This window comes from Saccharopolyspora galaxeae (assembly GCF_016526145.1).
Classification (GTDB): Bacteria; Actinomycetota; Actinomycetes; order Mycobacteriales; family Pseudonocardiaceae; genus Saccharopolyspora_C; species Saccharopolyspora_C galaxeae.
Genome location: NZ_JADDUE010000008.1, coordinates 119632 through 136055, shown reverse-complemented (window position 1 = coordinate 136055; position 16424 = coordinate 119632). Strand labels below are relative to the sequence as shown.

At 71.1% G+C, this 16424-nt stretch carries 15 protein-coding genes; 7 read left to right on the top strand and 8 right to left on the bottom strand.

The genetic code is table 11. The annotated features are described in order from the left end of the window. The first annotated feature begins 208 nt into the window (after window positions 1-208). Complete coding sequence (locus tag INP57_RS19185) at window positions 209-1126, top strand: M15 family metallopeptidase (protein ID WP_200071656.1); 918 nt, start codon at window positions 209-211, stop codon at window positions 1124-1126. Between the two features lie 65 nt (window positions 1127-1191). Here INP57_RS19185 and INP57_RS19180 read toward each other — a convergent pair whose 3' ends face one another. From INP57_RS19180 to INP57_RS19170, 3 genes are all read right to left on the bottom strand, one after another. Next, window positions 1192-1761 carry a hypothetical protein gene (locus tag INP57_RS19180; RefSeq protein WP_200071655.1) on the bottom strand — a complete coding sequence of 190 codons (570 nt, stop codon included), beginning with the start codon at window positions 1759-1761 and terminating at the stop codon, window positions 1192-1194. 31 nt (window positions 1762-1792) lie between these two features. Beyond that, window positions 1793-1957 (bottom strand): CDGSH iron-sulfur domain-containing protein, encoded by a 165-nt coding sequence (locus tag INP57_RS29685; RefSeq protein ID WP_307850184.1) that lies wholly within the window; start codon window positions 1955-1957, stop codon window positions 1793-1795. A 70-nt stretch (window positions 1958-2027) separates the two neighbouring features. Then, window positions 2028-2666 carry a HemK2/MTQ2 family protein methyltransferase gene (locus INP57_RS19170; RefSeq protein WP_200071653.1) on the bottom strand — a complete coding sequence of 213 codons (639 nt, stop codon included), beginning with the start codon at window positions 2664-2666 and terminating at the stop codon, window positions 2028-2030. A 108-nt stretch (window positions 2667-2774) separates the two neighbouring features. On the opposite strand from INP57_RS19170, the gene INP57_RS19165 reads away from it, so the two are divergent. Next, a complete protein-coding gene (locus tag INP57_RS19165; protein ID WP_200071652.1) occupies window positions 2775-3923 on the top strand; it encodes a carboxylate-amine ligase in 1149 nt (382 codons plus the stop codon). Beyond that, window positions 3920-4918 carry an iron-containing redox enzyme family protein gene (locus INP57_RS19160; protein WP_200071651.1) on the top strand — a complete coding sequence of 333 codons (999 nt, stop codon included), beginning with the start codon at window positions 3920-3922 and terminating at the stop codon, window positions 4916-4918. Before INP57_RS19165 ends, INP57_RS19160 begins: the two co-directional genes overlap by 4 nt. A gap of 88 nt (window positions 4919-5006) precedes the next feature. Here the strand turns inward: INP57_RS19160 and INP57_RS19155 are convergent, their stop codons facing one another. The 5 genes from INP57_RS19155 to INP57_RS19135 form a co-directional block, all read right to left on the bottom strand. After that, window positions 5007-5939: a MaoC family dehydratase gene (locus tag INP57_RS19155; protein WP_200071650.1), complete on the bottom strand. Its 933-nt coding sequence runs from the start codon at window positions 5937-5939 to the stop codon at window positions 5007-5009. A 76-nt stretch (window positions 5940-6015) separates the two neighbouring features. Then, window positions 6016-6720 carry a GntR family transcriptional regulator gene (locus tag INP57_RS19150; protein ID WP_200071649.1) on the bottom strand — a complete coding sequence of 235 codons (705 nt, stop codon included), beginning with the start codon at window positions 6718-6720 and terminating at the stop codon, window positions 6016-6018. 100 nt (window positions 6721-6820) lie between these two features. Beyond that, entirely contained in the window at window positions 6821-7852 is a 1032-nt protein-coding gene (locus INP57_RS19145) for a MaoC/PaaZ C-terminal domain-containing protein (protein ID WP_200071648.1), read from the bottom strand. Window positions 7853-7867: 15 nt separating this feature from the next. Further along, window positions 7868-9070: a CaiB/BaiF CoA transferase family protein gene (locus INP57_RS19140; protein WP_200071647.1), complete on the bottom strand. Its 1203-nt coding sequence runs from the start codon at window positions 9068-9070 to the stop codon at window positions 7868-7870. 68 nt (window positions 9071-9138) lie between these two features. Further along, window positions 9139-10557, bottom strand: coding sequence for an MFS transporter (locus INP57_RS19135; protein WP_200071646.1), 1419 nt, complete (start codon window positions 10555-10557; stop codon window positions 9139-9141). A 356-nt stretch (window positions 10558-10913) separates the two neighbouring features. Here INP57_RS19135 and INP57_RS19130 point away from each other — a divergent pair, with 356 nt between their 5' ends. The 4 genes from INP57_RS19130 (at window position 10914) to INP57_RS19115 (ending at window position 15945) form a co-directional block, all read left to right on the top strand. Further along, a complete protein-coding gene (locus tag INP57_RS19130) occupies window positions 10914-12608 on the top strand; it encodes a thiamine pyrophosphate-binding protein (RefSeq protein ID WP_200071645.1) in 1695 nt (564 codons plus the stop codon). A 76-nt stretch (window positions 12609-12684) separates the two neighbouring features. Continuing rightward, window positions 12685-13884 carry a CaiB/BaiF CoA transferase family protein gene (locus INP57_RS19125; protein ID WP_200071644.1) on the top strand — a complete coding sequence of 400 codons (1200 nt, stop codon included), beginning with the start codon at window positions 12685-12687 and terminating at the stop codon, window positions 13882-13884. Window positions 13885-14001: 117 nt separating this feature from the next. Further along, complete coding sequence (locus INP57_RS19120) at window positions 14002-15462, top strand: xylulokinase (protein ID WP_200071643.1); 1461 nt, start codon at window positions 14002-14004, stop codon at window positions 15460-15462. A gap of 57 nt (window positions 15463-15519) precedes the next feature. Continuing rightward, window positions 15520-15945 carry a pyridoxamine 5'-phosphate oxidase family protein gene (locus tag INP57_RS19115; RefSeq protein ID WP_200071642.1) on the top strand — a complete coding sequence of 142 codons (426 nt, stop codon included), beginning with the start codon at window positions 15520-15522 and terminating at the stop codon, window positions 15943-15945. The last annotated feature ends 479 nt before the right edge of the window (window positions 15946-16424 follow it).

Sequence of the window (16424 nt, the reverse complement as noted above, 5' to 3'; positions counted from 1 at the left end):
CGCGGCTCGTGCGCTGCGGGTCTCCGCTGCGGGCTGGCAGGAACTTAGGTGGACTAGACCACTGAGTCAATGGATCACGACCGCATCCGGGTGAAGGTTCGGCCACCCTCCGCAGCCCGGCCGTCCTTCCGCGGCGTCCCGCTGCGCCACTCGTCCGACCGGGCGAGGTCGCTACCCGCGGCGGCGCGCGAGTGCTAGATACACGGCCATGATCCGATCAGTTCTGCGGCGCCGGCTGCGGGGCGCGGCGCTCGCGGTGGTGATCGTGCTCGGGCCGCTCGCGGCACCGGCGCACGGCGCCGAAAACCCGGCTGCCGCGAGCCACCCCGCCGCGAGCCACCCAGCCCCGAGCCACCCAGCCGTGGACCAAGTCGCCGCGGGCCGGGCCGTCGGCGAGCGGCCGCCGGAAGTCGTCGCGCTGCGCGACATCGACCCGACGATCGCCCAGGAGATCCGGTACGCGGGGTGGCACAACTTCACCGGCGCGCCGGTGCCCGGTTACCCGCAAGCCCCCCTCGGTGACCCGCAAGCCCCCCTCGGTGACCCGCAAGCAGAGTGCCTGCTGACGAGGCAGGCGGCCGAAGCCCTGCACGCCGCGCAGCAACAGCTGGTGCGCAGCGGCCACGGCCTCAAGGTCTACGACTGCTACCGGCCGCAGCGGGCGGTGGACCACTTCGTGCGGTGGGCCGCGGACTCCCGCGACCAGCGGATGAAGGCGGAGTTCTACCCGGCGGTGGACAAATCACGGCTGTTCGCCGACGGCTACATCGACGAGAAATCGGGCCACAGCAGGGCGAGCACGGTCGACCTCACGTTGGTCCGGCTGCGCACCGCGCCGCAACGCCCCTACTTCCCGGGCGAACCGCTGACGCCGTGCACGGCCGCGCCGCAGCAGCGATTCCCGGACAACGGCGTGGAAACCGGTACCGGTTTCGATTGCTTCGACCCGCTGGCGCACACCGCCGATCCGCGGGTGAGCGAGCTCGCCAAGGCAAATCGGCAGCGGCTCAGCACGACCATGGAATCCGTCGGCATGGCGAACTATCCCAACGAGTGGTGGCACTTCACCCTGGCTGCCGAGCCGTTCCCGGACACCTACTTCGACTTCCCGATCTCCCGCGGCTGACCGGCGCAGCGCTCGCACCGGGCGGTTCCACCGCGGCGAGCGGACCCCTCGACGCTCCTGGTGGCTCAACCTCGGCGGGTGATCTTGTCTAGCTGGCGCAGCACGGTCTTGCGCGCTTTGTGCTCGCGCTCGTGCCGGAGTGCCTGCTGCGCCTCGGGCGCGGTCAGCTTCCGCGCGCGCTGGGCCGCCTCGCGCGCGGAGAGCGCGTCCAGCTCGGCGACCTTGCGCGCGGACTTGGCCGCCTGCGGGTTCGGCGAATGCTGCTCACCGCGCCGCGACCCGGCCCGCTTGGTCCGCTGCGCTTCCCGGCGCTCGTGCGGTGCGAGTTCTTCCCACGCCTGTTCCGGGAGGTAGCGCTCGGTCCGGCCGTCGTGGCGCGCGTTCGCCGAGCCCGACTCGGTCATCCAGCGCTGCTCGGTCCACTCGGCCAGGTCATGCTGCTGCGCGGTCGGCCGCTGCGGGTGCCGGTAGCCGCCGCCGTGCTTCTCGTACTCCTGGGTGAGCAGCTGGCTCTTGCGCGCCGACCACTGTCCCGGCGCCCCGCCCTTGTCGGCGGCCTTGAGCTCTTCCTTCAGCCGCTCCCGAAGCTCGGGGTGGGTGTAGTCGGCTTGGTAGGTCTTGCGGTCCTTTGCCATGTTCCCGGATACCCACCTCGGGCCGTCGGGTTCACGTCTCGCGGACCCGCTTGCGGTGGCTGGTGTCGCAGAAGGGGTAGTCCCGGCTGCGGCGGCACGCGCAGATCGCCACGGTGAACCGGTCGGAGTCGACCTCGGTGCCGTCGTCCAGCACCAGCCGCACCGGCCCCTCCACCAGCACCGGGCCGTTGCGCACGAGCGTGACGCGGCGTCGTTGCCCGCCCTCCGGGACGGGGTGTCGTTGCCCGCCCGCCGGGGCGGTGCGTTCAGTCCGTCCGGTCCCCACGGATCACCACCAGCTCCTCTTCCCGCTGCCCGGGCATGATCAATCCCGAGTCCTCGAACGCGGTTGCCCGATCGTGCAGCACCGGCCCGAAATCCTGGTTCCGCCGATCCACGACGGCGGCTTTCAGATCCGCGCGGTGCAGGCGTTGCAAGGTCGCGTCCGGATCGGCGAGGGCGGAGTGCACCATCAGCAACGTTCCACCGCGCGCCAGCAGTTCCGGCGCACGATCGCAAATCCGGTCGACCAGCTTCCGGCCGTCCGGGCCGCCGTCCCATGCCCGAGCGCGACGGCGGTCGGGCGCGGAAGGCACGTACGGCGGGTTGGCCAGCACCAGGTCGAACCGCTCCGGGTAGTGCAGCAGCAGCGCGTCCCCCCGCCGCACCCGAACCGGCATCAGCAGCGCGTTGAGCCAGGCGGTGACGACCGCCCGGGCGGACACGTCTACCGCCGTCACGCGCGCGGCTCCACCGCGGACGGCCGCGACCGCCAGCGCCCCGGTGCCGGTGCCCACGTCCAGCACGTTGCTACCCGGGTGGATGCCCGCCTCGTCCAGCGCGTCCGTCAGCAGTCGGGTGTCGCCTTGCGGGCGGTAGACACCCGGCGGTTCGAGCAACTGCATAGCTCACGGGGTACCTGCCTCCGCCGCCGCGGAAACCGGGTTTCGCCCGCCGGTGGGGTGGTTATGCCGTTGGCCGATTCGTGCCGGACGCGGCGGAAGGAGCTACGGATGCGGACGCTCGGCGGGGACGATTCCGCGGAGCCGGGCCGCACCGTCGGGGTCGAAGAGGAGTTCCTGCTGGCCGATGCGCACACCGGTGCCCCGGCGGCGCGCGCCGGGGCGGTGCTGGGCGCGACCGGCCGGGACCTCGCGGGCGGAACCGTGCTCCAGCCGGAACTGTTCAGCAGCCAGGTGGAAACGGCCAGCGGAGTCTGCACCGCGCTGTCCGAGCTGGACGCACAGCTGGTCGCCGCCCGCGAGCGGCTCGCCGCGGCCGCGCGGCCCGCCGATCTGCGAGTGCTGGCGGCGGGCACACCACCGTTGCCCGGATCCGCTCGCCCGGCCGTTTCCGCCGGGGACCGCTTCGAGCGGGTCGCGCGCACCTACCGCGCCGCCGTTGCCGACTACCAGGCGTGCGGCCTGCACGTGCACGTCGGCCTGGCGGACCGGGAGCTGGCGGTCGCCGTGCTCAACCACCTGCGTCCCTGGCTTCCCGCGCTGCTGGCGCTGTCGGTGAACTCGCCGCTGCACCTCGGTTCGGACACCGGGTACGGGAGCTGGCGGATGGTGCAGCAGTCCCGCTTCCCCGGTTCCGGCGTGCCGCCGCAGCTGCGCTCGGCCGCCGACCACGACGAGCAGATCGCGAAGCTGGTGGACTGCGGCGTGCTGGTCGACCCGGCCCAGTCGTTCTGGCTGGCGCGGCCGTCCCCGCACCTGCCGACGATCGAGTTCCGGGTGGCCGACACCGCGATCACCGCGCGGGAAGCGGTCGCGCAGGCCGCGCTGTGCCGCGCTCTCGTGCGCACCGCGCTCGCCGAACTGCGCGCCGGCCGGGAGGCTCCGCCGGTGCGCGACCAGTTCGCGCGGGCCGCGGTGTGGTGCGCGGCCCGCGACGGCCTCGCCGGTTACGGCGTCCACGTGTCGCGGGAATGCCGGCTGCCCGCGCCCGATCTGGTGTCCGAGCTGATCGAGCGAGCGGCGCCCGCGCTGGCCGAGACCGGCGACCTGCAACGGGTGCGGTCGGTCGTGAGCGAGCTGGTCCGGCACGGCACCGGCGCGCAACGCCAGCGGGCCGCGGCCGCGGCGGGCGTTCCGGAGCTGCTGGACCTGCTGGCCGCGGGCGCCGATTCCCGCACCGAACGAGGAGCGCACGCATGACGGTCATGACCGATGCCCCCGCACTGCCCACTCCGCGCGGCCCGCTGTCGGCGGCCGTCGTCGACGCGCTCGGGCAGCCCCCGCCCGGCCCGGTGCTGCCGCTGCTTCAGGCGCGCACCGCGGAGCCGTTCGGCGACGACCTCGCCCTCGCCCTGCACACTTGCTACGAGCTGCACTACCGCGGTTTCCGGGACACCAGCCCGGAATGGGAGTGGGAGCCGGGACTGCTCGGTTTCCGCCGCGAGCTCGAGCGCACCTTCCTGGACGCGCTGCGCGCCGCCACCGGCGGGTCCGACGACGTCTCCGGCGTGCTGGACGACCTGCTGGTGGAACCGGTGCCGGGCAACGGCGTTTCGCACTTCCTGCGGGACGAGGGCGAATGGTGGCAGCTGGGCGAGTACTTCGCGCACCGTTCGATCTACCACCTCAAAGAGGCCGACCCGCACGCCTGGGTCATCCCGCGGTTGCAGGGCCGGGCGAAGGCGGCGCTGGTGGCGGTGGAGTTCGACGAATTCGGCGGCGGGCACGGCGAACGGGTGCACGCGCGGCTGTTCGCCGATCTGCTGGCCGATGCCGGGTTGAACCCGGGTTACCTGCACTACCTGGACGACGTGCCCGCGCCGCAGATCGCACTGGTGAACCTGATGTCGATGTTGGGGCTGCACCGGGGATTGCGCGGCGCGCTCGTCGGCCACTTCAGCGCAGCGGAGATCACCACCGCCCCGAGCGCCCAGCGGCTAGCCGATGCGCTGCGCCGCCACGGCGCCGGGCAAGCGAGCGTGCACTTCTTCACCGAGCACGTCGAGGCCGATGCCGTGCACGAGCAGGTCATGCGCCGTGACGTGATCGGCGACCTGCTCGACCGCGAACCGGGCCTGGCCGCGGACGTGGTCTTCGGCATCGAGGCCACCGGCGTGCTGGAGGGCAGGCTTGCCGAGTGCCTGCTGGGTGCTTGGCGGCGCGGCGAAAGCTCACTGCGCCACCCGCTGCCGTGAGCGGGGCGGTCGCCAGAACCGTTGGGACGGAACGGATCCGGTCCACCCGCAGCGTTCCGCCCACAATGTACTGAATTGTTCGACGTCGTCACGCGAGCGGTGCGTGGGCCCATCCGACGGCGGTCTTCCGGCCGTCCTGGTTCTGCACCCAGACTTCGCTTTGCATGTGTCGTTGCCCGCGGTGCTCGACCGGGCCCAGGATCGCGCCGCGGGCGGTGACCTCGTCTTCGACGTAGAACGGGCGGATGAACTTCACCGACAGGTGCCCGCCGCCGATCCAGGTGCCGCTGTGGAACGCGGTGAGCATTTCGGACAGGTAACCGACTTGCTGCATCGCTTGGGCGACCGTGCGGTCCATCCCGGACCGGGCCGCGCCGGCGGTGTCGGTGTGGATGTTGGAGAAACCCCGGCCGCCCCAGGAGAAAACGTACATCTGCTCCTGCGTGACCTGTTTGTGCACCGGGGCGATCGGAGTCCGCGCCGCGAGGTCCCAGGACGCTTCCGCGGCTGGTGCGACATCGCGGACCTCGCCGGTGACCACTGTGGACGGAGTTGATGCGGTGCTCGCGCCGACCACATCGGCCGCGTGCACCCGCATGATCTCCGTGCCGCGGTGCTTGAGCAGCAAGCGCCCGTCCGCGCCGCGGGCCTCGGCCTCCATCACCACGTAGCCTTTCCCGCGCCGCACCGCGGTTTCCACGTACCGGCCGCTGAGCGTCACCGTCTCGCCGATCACGACCGGCGAATGCAGCGAGATCTCCTCGTGCGTGTGCAAGCCCTGGGCGGTGTTGCCGTCGTAGGCGGCGTAGAACAGGAAAAGCAGCTCGTTGGACAGCACTATCGGGCTCGCCGCGGGCCGCCCGCGCGCATCGGTCAGCCGACCTGCGGCCGGGTCGTCCTGGGCGAAGGCGTAGTTGCGCACCATCCGCTCGTCCACGACCACGTCGAACGGGCCGAATATCTCCGGGATCTCGATGTTCTCGAAAGTCGCCTGCTTCGTTCCGGTCCACCACTTGTTCATGGCCACTCCTGGTGAGGGGGCGCTCTCGCGCGCGATCGCCGCGACGAGGCGCCGGTTGTGCGACCGCAGCCGCTGATCAGGCGTCGAGCCGGACGACGAACGGGAATTCCGGCCGGGTCCAGCTCAAGGCGTATTCGACGGCGAGGCCGGATTCGTCGTGCGCGGTCCGGTGCGCTTCGGTCAGTGGCGCGCGCACCGCGACCTGCAACAGCCCGGCGAGCTCCTTGGTGGCGGCGCAGGCGGTGATCTCCTGTTCCGCCCAGCTGACGGCCACGCCGCAGCGCTCGGCCAGCGTGCGGTACAGCGATCCCGCGACCAGCTCGGCGCGGGCGAGCCCAGGCGCGGCCGCCACCGGAACCCAGGACTCCTGCACCGCGGCGGGAGTTCCGTCGACGGTGCGCAGCCGGAACAACCGGACCACTTCGGCGGTTTCGTCGAGCCCGAGCACCTCGCCGACCCGGCCGGGCGGGTGCACCACGGCGCGCCGCAGCTCGGTGGTGGTGACCTCCTCGGCGACCTCGTCGCCGAACGGACCCAGCCGGTTGAGCCGCCGGGACCGCACGCGCGGCGGGGCCACGAAGCTTCCCGCGCCGCGCCTGCGCACCACCAGCCGCTCCCGCACGAGCGCGTCGAGGGCCTGGCGGACGGTCATGCGGCTGACGCCGTAGCGCTCGGCGAGTTCCTTCTCGCTGGGCAGCCGATCCTCCGGCGGCAGCGAGCCGGTGGTGATCTGCTCGAGCAGATCACCTCGGATGACCTCGTACATCGGGCGCGTGGCCACGGCGGGAAGCTCCTCGGGGTGGTGGGATGACCGGCGCGGTTGACGGCCGCCAGGGTAGCCCCCGGCCACCGGGCCGGCCGCATTCGTCGCGGACGCAAGCTCAGACTCCGAGAGCCGCGGTCCGCAGCTCGTGCGGGGCCGCCGCGGGAACTTCGGCGCGCGCCCAACCGGCGGTGCTGAGCTTGCCGTCCGCGCGCCGCACCCACACTTCGACGTCGACGCCGAGCCGGTCGGCGTCCAGTTCCTGCACGCCCGCGACCACACCGCCCACCTCCAGCGGATCGAAGACCTCGACGGGATTGAGGAACTTCACCCGCAGCCAACCACTGGTGAACATGCTCGACCCGAAGAACCTGGTCAGCATGCCGGTGATCAACCCGCACTGCTGCTGCCCCTGCACGATGGGAATGCGCAGCCCGGACGCGCGCGCCACCGCCAGATCGCTGTGGGTGTTGCGGACGTACTCGCCGCAGCGGGAGAACACCGACGCCTGCTCCTGCGTGATCGTGACGTGCAGCAGGGGCAGTGGCGCGCCCGGACGCACCGACGACGTCCCGATGACGGCCGTAGCGGCGTCCTCGTCGTAGCTGCCGTCCACGACCTTCCCAGCGCCCTGCCCGCCGGTGCCGTTGCGGCCCGCGACATCGCCGGGCTGGGTGCGCAGGATCTCGATGCCGCGGTGGCGCAGGATGCTGCGCCCGTCGCTGCCGGTCGCCCCGGCTTCCATCACGACGTAGTCCTGGCCGCGCTTGCTGTAGGAGTCGACGTAGGTACCGGACAGCGTCACCCGCTCGTCCAGATGCGCGGGGTCGTCGAACCAGAGCTGTTCCTCGGTGTGCAGCCCCACCGTCCGGCTCGCCGCGTAAACCGTGGTGAACAGCTGGACGAGGTCGTTGGACAGCAGACCGGCGTGCGCGATCCGCCCGCCGAACGGGCTCGGTCCGAAGTGCCACGGGTGGTAGTCGTCCTGCGTGAACGCATAGCGCTTGATTTTGTGGTCGTCGGCGACAACGGTCGCCGGGCCGAGCGGTTCGGGGATCTCCAGGTTCTCGAAGACCGGTTCCTTCAGACCGGCCTCGAGCTCCACGCCCCGGGCCACTAGGCGCGGATCGGTCAAATCTCGCCAGGTCATCCGATTCCCTCCATCTCAGATCACGCCTGCGGCGCGCAGGGCGGTGAGCCGGTCGGCGTCGAAGCCGAGCAGGCGGGCATACACCTCGTCGTTGTCCTCGCCCGGCAGTGGCGGTGCTTTGCGGACCGCGCCGGGTGTCGAGCCGAGTTTGAGCGCCAGGCCCGGCAAGGTGAGCGGGCCCAGCTCGGGGTGCTCGACCTCGATCATCATGTCCCGCTCGCGGACCTGCGCCGAGTCGGTGGCCGCGGCGACGCTGTTGACCGGGGCGTACGGCACGCCCGCGGCGGACAGCAACTCGCCGAGGCGTTCCACGGTGTGCAGCCGCGTGAAGCCGCGGACGATGTCATCCAGCGCTTCGACGTTCGCCAGCCGCGCGTGCTGGCCGGCGAAGCGTGGGTCCGCGGTCAGTTCCGGCTTGTCCATCGCGGCGGCCAGCCGCGGGAACAGCGCGTCCGTCCCGGCGTGCAGGTACACGTGCCCGTCGGAGGCCGGATAAGCGTTGGCGGGAACGGTGATCTGGTCCCGGTTGCCGCTGCGCTCGGCGTCCTGACCGAGCATCCGCCACGCCGTGGGCAACGTTCCCATGCAGGAGAAAAGCGCGTCCAGGCAGGAGATGTCCACGTGCTGGCCGCGGTCGGTGCGGGCGCGGGCGGCCAGCGCCATCATCGCGCCCATCACGCCGTGGAACGCCGCGATGTGATCGGCCACGAACGCACCGGCCAGAGTCGGCGGGCCGTCCGGCGTTCCGGTCATGCTCATGATCCCGGACGCGGCCTGCGCGATGGCATCGAACATCGCGCGGTCCCGGTTCGGGCCGGTCTGGCCGAAGCCGGAGATCGACACCAGCACGGTGCGCGGGTTGGTCTCGTGCAGCCGGTCCCAGCCGAGCCCCATCTTCTCCAGCGTGCCGGGCCGGAAGTTCTCCACGACGAGATCGCTGCCGCGCACGAGTTCTTCCAGCACTGCCAACGCTTCCGGGCGTCGGGTGTCCAAGGTGATGCCGTGCTTGCTGCGGTTGTAGTTCAGCGTGTAGAGGCTGTGGCCGTGGTAATGCGGCACGTGGCGGCGCGAGTCCTCCCCGCCGGGACGCTCCACTTTGATCACTTCGGCGCCCATGTCGCCGAGGATCTGGCAGCAAAGCGGACCGGCGATGAACCGCGACAGGTCGAGTACGCGCAAACCGTTCAGCGGCGGAGCCTGCTCGGAGGCTGCTGTCATGGTGTTCCCCTTCCCGGCGGCGGGTCCGTTCCTGCTCGAAAAAGACCACAGTGGACGAGCTGGCAGGATCAGCCGCGGGGCGCGGCGGCGCTTTCGACGGTCGTGTCCGCATCGTCGAGCCCGGTCTTGCTCGTCTCCGGTGCCAGCCACGCGCAAACCAGGCCGATGAGGATGAACCCGCCGGTGATGGCGGCGACCGGCCACGGATCGCCGCCGGTGGCGATCAGCAGCGCGGTGGACGCGGCGGGCCAGAGCCCGATGAGGATCCCGGGCAGCTGCGCGGCCAGCGAGATGCCGGTGTAGCGGACCTTGGTGCCGAACAGCTCCGCGAAGAACGCGGGCTCCACCCCGTACATCGGCCCGACCGAGAGCACGTAGAACCCGACGTAGACCACGTACATCAGCACGACCGAATTCGTGTCCAGCGCCCAGAAGAACGGGAACACCAGCACCGCACCGGCCACGGCGCCCACCGCGAACAGCGCGCGGCGACCGTACCGGTCGGAGGCGATCCCGGACGCGCCGTAGCCGAACAGCGCGAGCACGGCGGCGAGCGTCCCGGCCAGCAGCACGTCGGTCTCCGGCAGGTCGGTGTAGCTCTTGGCGTAGGCGAGGCCGATGGTCAGGATCAGGTATCCGGCGAACACCTCGCCGAGCCGCATCCCCATAGCCAGCAGCAGCGGCTTGCGGAAGCGCCGGAGCACCTGGCGCAGCGGCAACTTGTCGGCCTCGGCGGAGTCCTGCTCGACGCTGCGCTGCGCCGCGCGGAACGACGGCGTCTCGGTGAGTTTGAGCCGAATGACCATACCCAGCGCGATCAGCACCCCGCTGAGCAGGAACGGCACCCGCCAGCCCCAGGAGAACAACTGCTGCTGATCCAATGTGGACACCCAGGCGAAGATGCCGGTGCTCAGCACCAGTCCGACCGCGTTGCCGATCTGCGGGAAAGTCCCGTACAGCCCGCGTTTCCCTTCTGGCGCGAACTCGACGGCCACCAGCGAGGCCCCGCCCCACTCGCCGCCGACGCCGAGCCCCTGCACCAGCCGGCACACCACCAGCAGCACTGGCGCCCACACGCCGATCGCCGCCGCGGTCGGCAGCAGTCCGATGAGGAACGTCGCGGTGCCCATCATCAGCAACGTCGTGACCAGTGCGGCCTTGCGCCCGATCCGGTCCCCGAGGTGCCCGAACACGATGCCGCCGATCGGGCGGGCGAAGAACCCGACGCCGAACACCGCGAACGCCGAAAGGGTGCCGATCAGCGGATCGTCGCCGGGGAAGAACAACCGGCCGAACACCAGCGTGGAGGCGGTGCCGAAGATGAAGTAGTCGTACCACTCCACGGCGGTGCCGACGAGGCTGGCGAACGCCGCGCGCCGAGCGAGGCGCCGGGACGCGTAGCCGTCCGCGCCGCTGGGTTCGTCGCGGGCACCGGCTTCCTCCGGGCCGGGCGGTTGTGCGGGTGAGGATGCCGGACCACTGACCATGTGCTGACTCCGTTGTCACTGCGGTTGAGGTCGCTGCGGTTGCTGCTCGGATTTCTGCTGCCCCGTCGCCAGGGGGCGGTGTCGCCGCGTGCGCTGCGGGCCGGCCGGACTCGGGACGAAAGAAGACTAGACAACTAGTCTGGACACGGTACAGTAAAGCCCCGGCGCGCAGCGCCAGTCAAGAGGTCCCTGCCCCGCGAAGGTCCGCGGCCCCGCAGGATTTTTTCCCGCACACCGGCCGATTCCGAGGCCGGTTCCCCGGATTCGACGTGCTCGGGCGGCCCGGCTCGCACGGCTGCGCCCGCGACAACCCGCCGTAGCACCGGCGGAAACGCTCAACGCGAAGGGATGCACGGATGTCGGAGAAGTTCACCGGCGGGCGGCTCGTCGTGCGGATGCTCGAATCGCTCGGCGTCACCCACGTTTTCGGCGTGGTCGGCGGGCAGACCCTCGCGATCACCGACGCCCTCATCGACACCCCGTCGATCGAGTTCGTGCACACGCGGCACGAAGGTGCCGCGGCGGTGATGGCCGATGCGCACGGCCGTCTCACCGGTCGTCCCGCGGTGGCCATCGCCACCACCGGGCCGGGTGCGACGAACCTGCTCACCGGTGTCGGCGGCGCGTTTCGCGACTCCAGTCCGGCGATCATCATCACTTGCAACAACAACGGCGAGAACATCCACAACGACGACGCGCAGAACGCCGATCACGTGCAGCTGTTCAAGCCGTTGACCAAGTACTCCCGGCTGGTCGCGCACGGTTCGGCGATCAAGCAGGCGATGGCGGAGGCGTACGTGAACGCGATGACCGGCAATCCCGGTCCCGTCCACCTCGACTTCGCCCGGGACACCATCGAACAAGCGCTCCCGGAGGCACCGCCGGTTCCCGCGGTGCACCCCGCGCGCGAGTGGGTGCAAGACCGCCCGATCGCCGCTCCGGACCAGATCGAGGCCGTCGCCGAGCGGGTGCTCGCTGCCGAACGTCCGGTGCTGTGGCTGGGAAACGGCGGCAACCGCTCGCGCGCCTGCGATGCGGTGCTGGCGCTGGCCGAGGCGCTGAACATCCCGGTGGTGACCACGTTCAACGGGATCGGCGCGGTGCCCACAACGCATCCCTTGGTGTTCGGCGCGTTGTCCCGGATGGGCACGAACCTCAGTTCCCGCGTGGTCGCGGAGTCGGATCTGGTGCTGGCGCTGGGAAACAGCCTCAACGCGGTCTCCACCGGCCGGTGGCGGCTGCGGCTACCGGAGATCGTGCAGGTCGACGTGGACCCGGCGGTGATCGGGCGCTACTACGCGGAGAGCACCACCGGTGTCGTCGGCGACCTCGCCGTGTTCAGCCGCGACCTGCGCACGGCCACCGCAGGGGGAGCCGAACGGGCGCGCGCCGGCCGCGCCGGATGGATCGAGCAGCTCCGGCAGGCCGAGCGGGATTGGTGGCAGCTCTCGGAATCCCGCACCTCGGAAACCGAAGGCCGGATCGCGCCACCGGCCGCGGTCCGCGCGCTGCGCGAGGTGTCCCCGGCCGAAACGGTGCTCATCCCGGATGCGGGCAACCCTGGGGTGTGGTCGTTCCTGTGGGAGATGGACCTGCCGCACCGCTACCTCAAACCCGTCGGTTTCGGAAACATGGGTTTCGCGCTGCCCGCCGCCATCGCGGCCGTCGCGGTCGAGCCGCAGCGGCCGGTGCTCGCGCTGATCGGCGACGGTTCGCTCGGGATGAGCCTGGGGGAGCTGGAAACGCTGGCGCGCGGGGGCGGGCCGGTGGTGCTGGCCGTGTTCAACGATTCCAGCTACGGCAACATCCGCCAGGAGCAGGAGTTGCACTTCCGCGGCCGCACCACCGGAGTCGACTTCGGCGAGATCGATTTCGCGCAGGTCGCGGCCGGGATGGGGGTGGCGGCCCTGCGCGTCACCGAGGTCGGCGAGCTGATGGCCGCCGCGAAGGACGCCTTCGCCACCGCCCGCCCGTTCCTCATCGACGTCGCGCTGGACCGCACGGCGAACGCCTGGACCTATCCCGCGTTCGCGCCGCACCGCCCGGCCTGATCCGGGTGCCGGTAGCGGGATCGATGTGCTCCGATCGCGCCGGGCGGCCCGCCCGGCGGCAGGGAAGGGGAAGGCAATGACGCCATCCGCAACGCCCGGCCCGCTCGGCGGGCTCAAAGTGCTCGACCTGTCGAGGTTCATCGCGGGACCGGTCTGCGCGCAGATCCTCGCCGATTTCGGCGCCGAGGTCGTCAAGATCGAACGTCCCGGCGGTGAGGACGCGCGCCACCACGAGCCCTACTACCGGGGCGAGAGCGTCTACACGATGCTCTACAACCGCAACAAGCACGGCGCCACGCTCGACACCCGCCACCCGAGCGCGGCCGCGATCCTCGAAGACCTGGTCCGCTGGGCCGATGTGGTGGTGGAGAACTACCGGCCGGGCACGATGGAGCGGATGGGGCTGGGCTACGAGCGGCTGACCGAGCTCCACCCGGAGATCATCCTGGTGTCGGTCTCCGGGTTCGGCCAGACCGGCCCGATGGCGCAGCGAGCGCTGTTCGACGCGATCTCGCAGGCTTCCTCCGGGCTGATGTCGATCACCGGTGAGGCTTCCGGCGAGCCGACGCTGACCGGCACCTACATCGCCGACTACGTCAGCGGCTACCAGGCGGCGATCGGCGCGTTCGCCGCGCTGGCGGACAAGAAGGAGACCGGGAAGGGCCAGCGGGTCGACGTCGCCTCGCTGGATTCGATGTTCGCCACCCTCGGCACCCGCCTGATCGCGCACCTGATGCTGGACCTGGACATGCCGCGCAGCGGCTCGCGGGACCTGCTGACCGCACCGGTCAACGTGTACCGGGCCCGCGACGGCGACGTCTACATCCAGGCGGGCACCAACGGCCTGTTCCCGAAGCTGTGCCGCAGCATCGGCCGCACCGACCTGCTGGAAGTGCCCGAGTACCGCACCGTCCCCGGACGGATGGCGGATCAGGAGACGCTGGAGCAGGCCGTTGCGGACTGGGCGAAGACCCGCACCTGCGCGGAAATCGGCGACCTGCTCGACGAAGCGGGCGTCCCGTGCGCGAAGGTCGAATCCGTCGCCGAGGTGGCCGCTTCGCCGCAGATCGCCGCCCGCGAGATGATCGCGGAGGTCGAGCACCCCGATCTCGGAGTGCTCCGGTTGCCCGGCAACCCGGTGAAGATGGACCGGAGCCAGCCGACCACCCGCAAGGCGCCGCCGCGGGTCGGCGAGGACAACGAGTACGTCTACCGCACCATCCTCGGCCGCACCGAGGAGGAGCTGGCTGAGCTGCGCGACAGCGGTGCATTGTGAACCGCGTGCTGAACGCCCGTCGCCGAACGAGCGCGCACGCGGCCGGTGCCGCTCGAAACGCACCGACGGGCGCGGGTCGGGCAGCGGGCCGCGAGGTTGGAGGTCCAGGATGAGCGGATGCCGATGAGTGCCGCGCAACGCGGTGTGGTCGCCGTCGACGCAGGCACGTCCGCGGTCCGCGCGGCGCTGGTCACCGAATCCGGCGAGGTTCGCGACCGCAGCCGCGTGGAACGCCCCGACCGCGGTGGCGAGCACTTCGACGCGGAGCGGTTGTTCAGCGACGTGGTCTCGGCGGTCGCGGCGCTGGACCTTACGGGCCGGACGGTCTCCGCCGTGGTGATCACCGCGCACGTCGGGACGGTCGCGGTGGACGAGGGGCTGCGCCCGGTGGACCGCGCGGGCGGCTGGTCCGATCCGCGCGGCCTCGCCGAGCTGCAGGCGATCGACGGCGAGCTGCGCGAAGCGCTGCTGCAGGCATCGAGGCGCCCCGCGCTGAGCGGCGGATTCCTCGCTCGCGCGCTGGCGCTGCTGCGCACCCCGGAAGCCGCTGCCTGGGTGCGGCACCTGCTCACCCCGAAGGACTTCCTGGTCGCCAGGCTCACCGGCGAGATCGTCACCGACGGGGTGCACGCCGCCTACACGCTGCTCGCGGACGTCACTGGCCGGTCGTGGAACGAGACCGCAGTTCGTGCGCTCGGGATCGACCAGGCGTGGCTGCCCCGGCAAGTGCGGCCCGCGGACGTCGTGGGCCGGGTGCACCGCGAGGCTGCCGAGCGCTGCGGACTGCCGTCCGGGACACCGGTGCTGGCGGGCGGGCCGGACGGGTCGATCGGGACGGGCCTGCTGCTCGGCTCGGACACCGGTGCCATCGCCGATGTGGCCGGCACGACCGACATGGTGGGGCGGCAGCTGGACGACGCGGATTCGGCACCGCCCGCGGCGATGCTGAATCCCGCGCTGATCGGGGACCGCTGGCTGGCGGGTGGCGCGTCCGGGATGACCGGGGGCGCGGTGGCGCGCTGGCGCCGGCTCCTCGGTCGCGTCGAGGACGACGAGTTCGAAGCGGTGCCGCCCGGCTCCGAAGGGCTGGTGGTGTTGCCGTCCACCACCGGCAGCCGGTTTCCGCGCTGGCGCCCCACCGACCGAGGTGCCGTGCTCGGCCAGACCCCCGCGCACTCCGCGGCCCATTTCCTGCGCGCGGCGCAGGAAGGTGCGGCGTTCACCGTCCGGGAAGGGGTGGACCTGCTGGACCCGCCGTCCAACGGCGCACCGCGGCCGATCGTGCTGGCAGGCGGCATCACCCGGTCACCGGTCGCCGCCCGGTTGCGGGCGGATGTGCTGGAGCGGACCACCATGGTGTGCTCCGACCCGGACGTCACGCTGCTCGGCGCCGCCGCGGTCGCCCTTGTCGCCACCGATGCGGCCGGGAACTTGGACGAAGCCCGCACGCTGCTCGGTTGCCGACTGCACGCCATCGAACCCGACCCGGCGCGAGCCCGGCGATACCGCGACCTGTTCGCGTCCTGGCGCGCCGTGCGGGACAGCATCGAACCCGCGCCGGCGGCGTGCTCGTCGTGAGCTGCGAGCTTCCGCGGACGCGGGCGATCGTCGGTGACCGCCGCTATCTTCGAGTGCATGGCACTGTCTGCACAGGAACGAGAGCAATTCCTCGCCGAACCGCACACGGGATCGCTCGCGGTGGCGTGGACGAACGGTCGCGCGCCGATGACGGTCCCGATCTGGTACCACTACTCGCCCGGCGAGGAGCTTTGGATCAGCACCGGGGCGCAGTCGCGCAAGGCCGAAGCGATCCGCGCCGCGGGCCGGTTCAGCCTGCTGGCGCAGCGGATCGAGCCGACCGTGCGCTACGTCTCGGTGGAAGGTCCGGTCACCCGGATCGAGGCGGGGAGCGAGGAAGCCTCCCGGCGCATGGCCGAGCGGTACCTGCCGCCGGAGGCGGCCGCGAACTTCGTGGAGTACGAGCGCACGGAGCTCGGTGAGCACGTGACCATCTACATGCGCCCGGAGCATTGGCTGTCGGCCGAGATGGGGTCGTTCTAGCAGGAAGTCCGGTGGCGGTCCCGCACGACCGCAGGCTCCGCCGCTCGCGAACCGGCCCGGAACGCGCGCCGATACCGGCCACAGTGGACACTCCGCGATCGGAGCGTCCACTGTGGCCGATTCATCGGCCGTCGCGGACCAGGGCAATGATTTCGGAATCAATTTGTTTGCGGCAGTGCTGGTTCAGTAAGCAACGATTATTGTTCGTGCGCCCGGCCGAGTTCGGCCGGGACGAACTTGCGCTCGTCATTCGTCGTTCGGAAGCGACCGCTCGTCGATCGGTATGCCCGCTCGTCGCAATCCTGCTCGATCCCGCAGCGAATTCAAGTTCAAGTAAGTTGACTGTCCCGCATCAGGACTGGATTAATCGCCGGTATCGGCGATTGCTGCATATTCCGAAGAAGCGTGTGCGGACGTTGTGCCGGGGAGAAGTGGTAGCGAGCGACAACTGATCAACTTATCGCAGGAGGCGTGTTCGC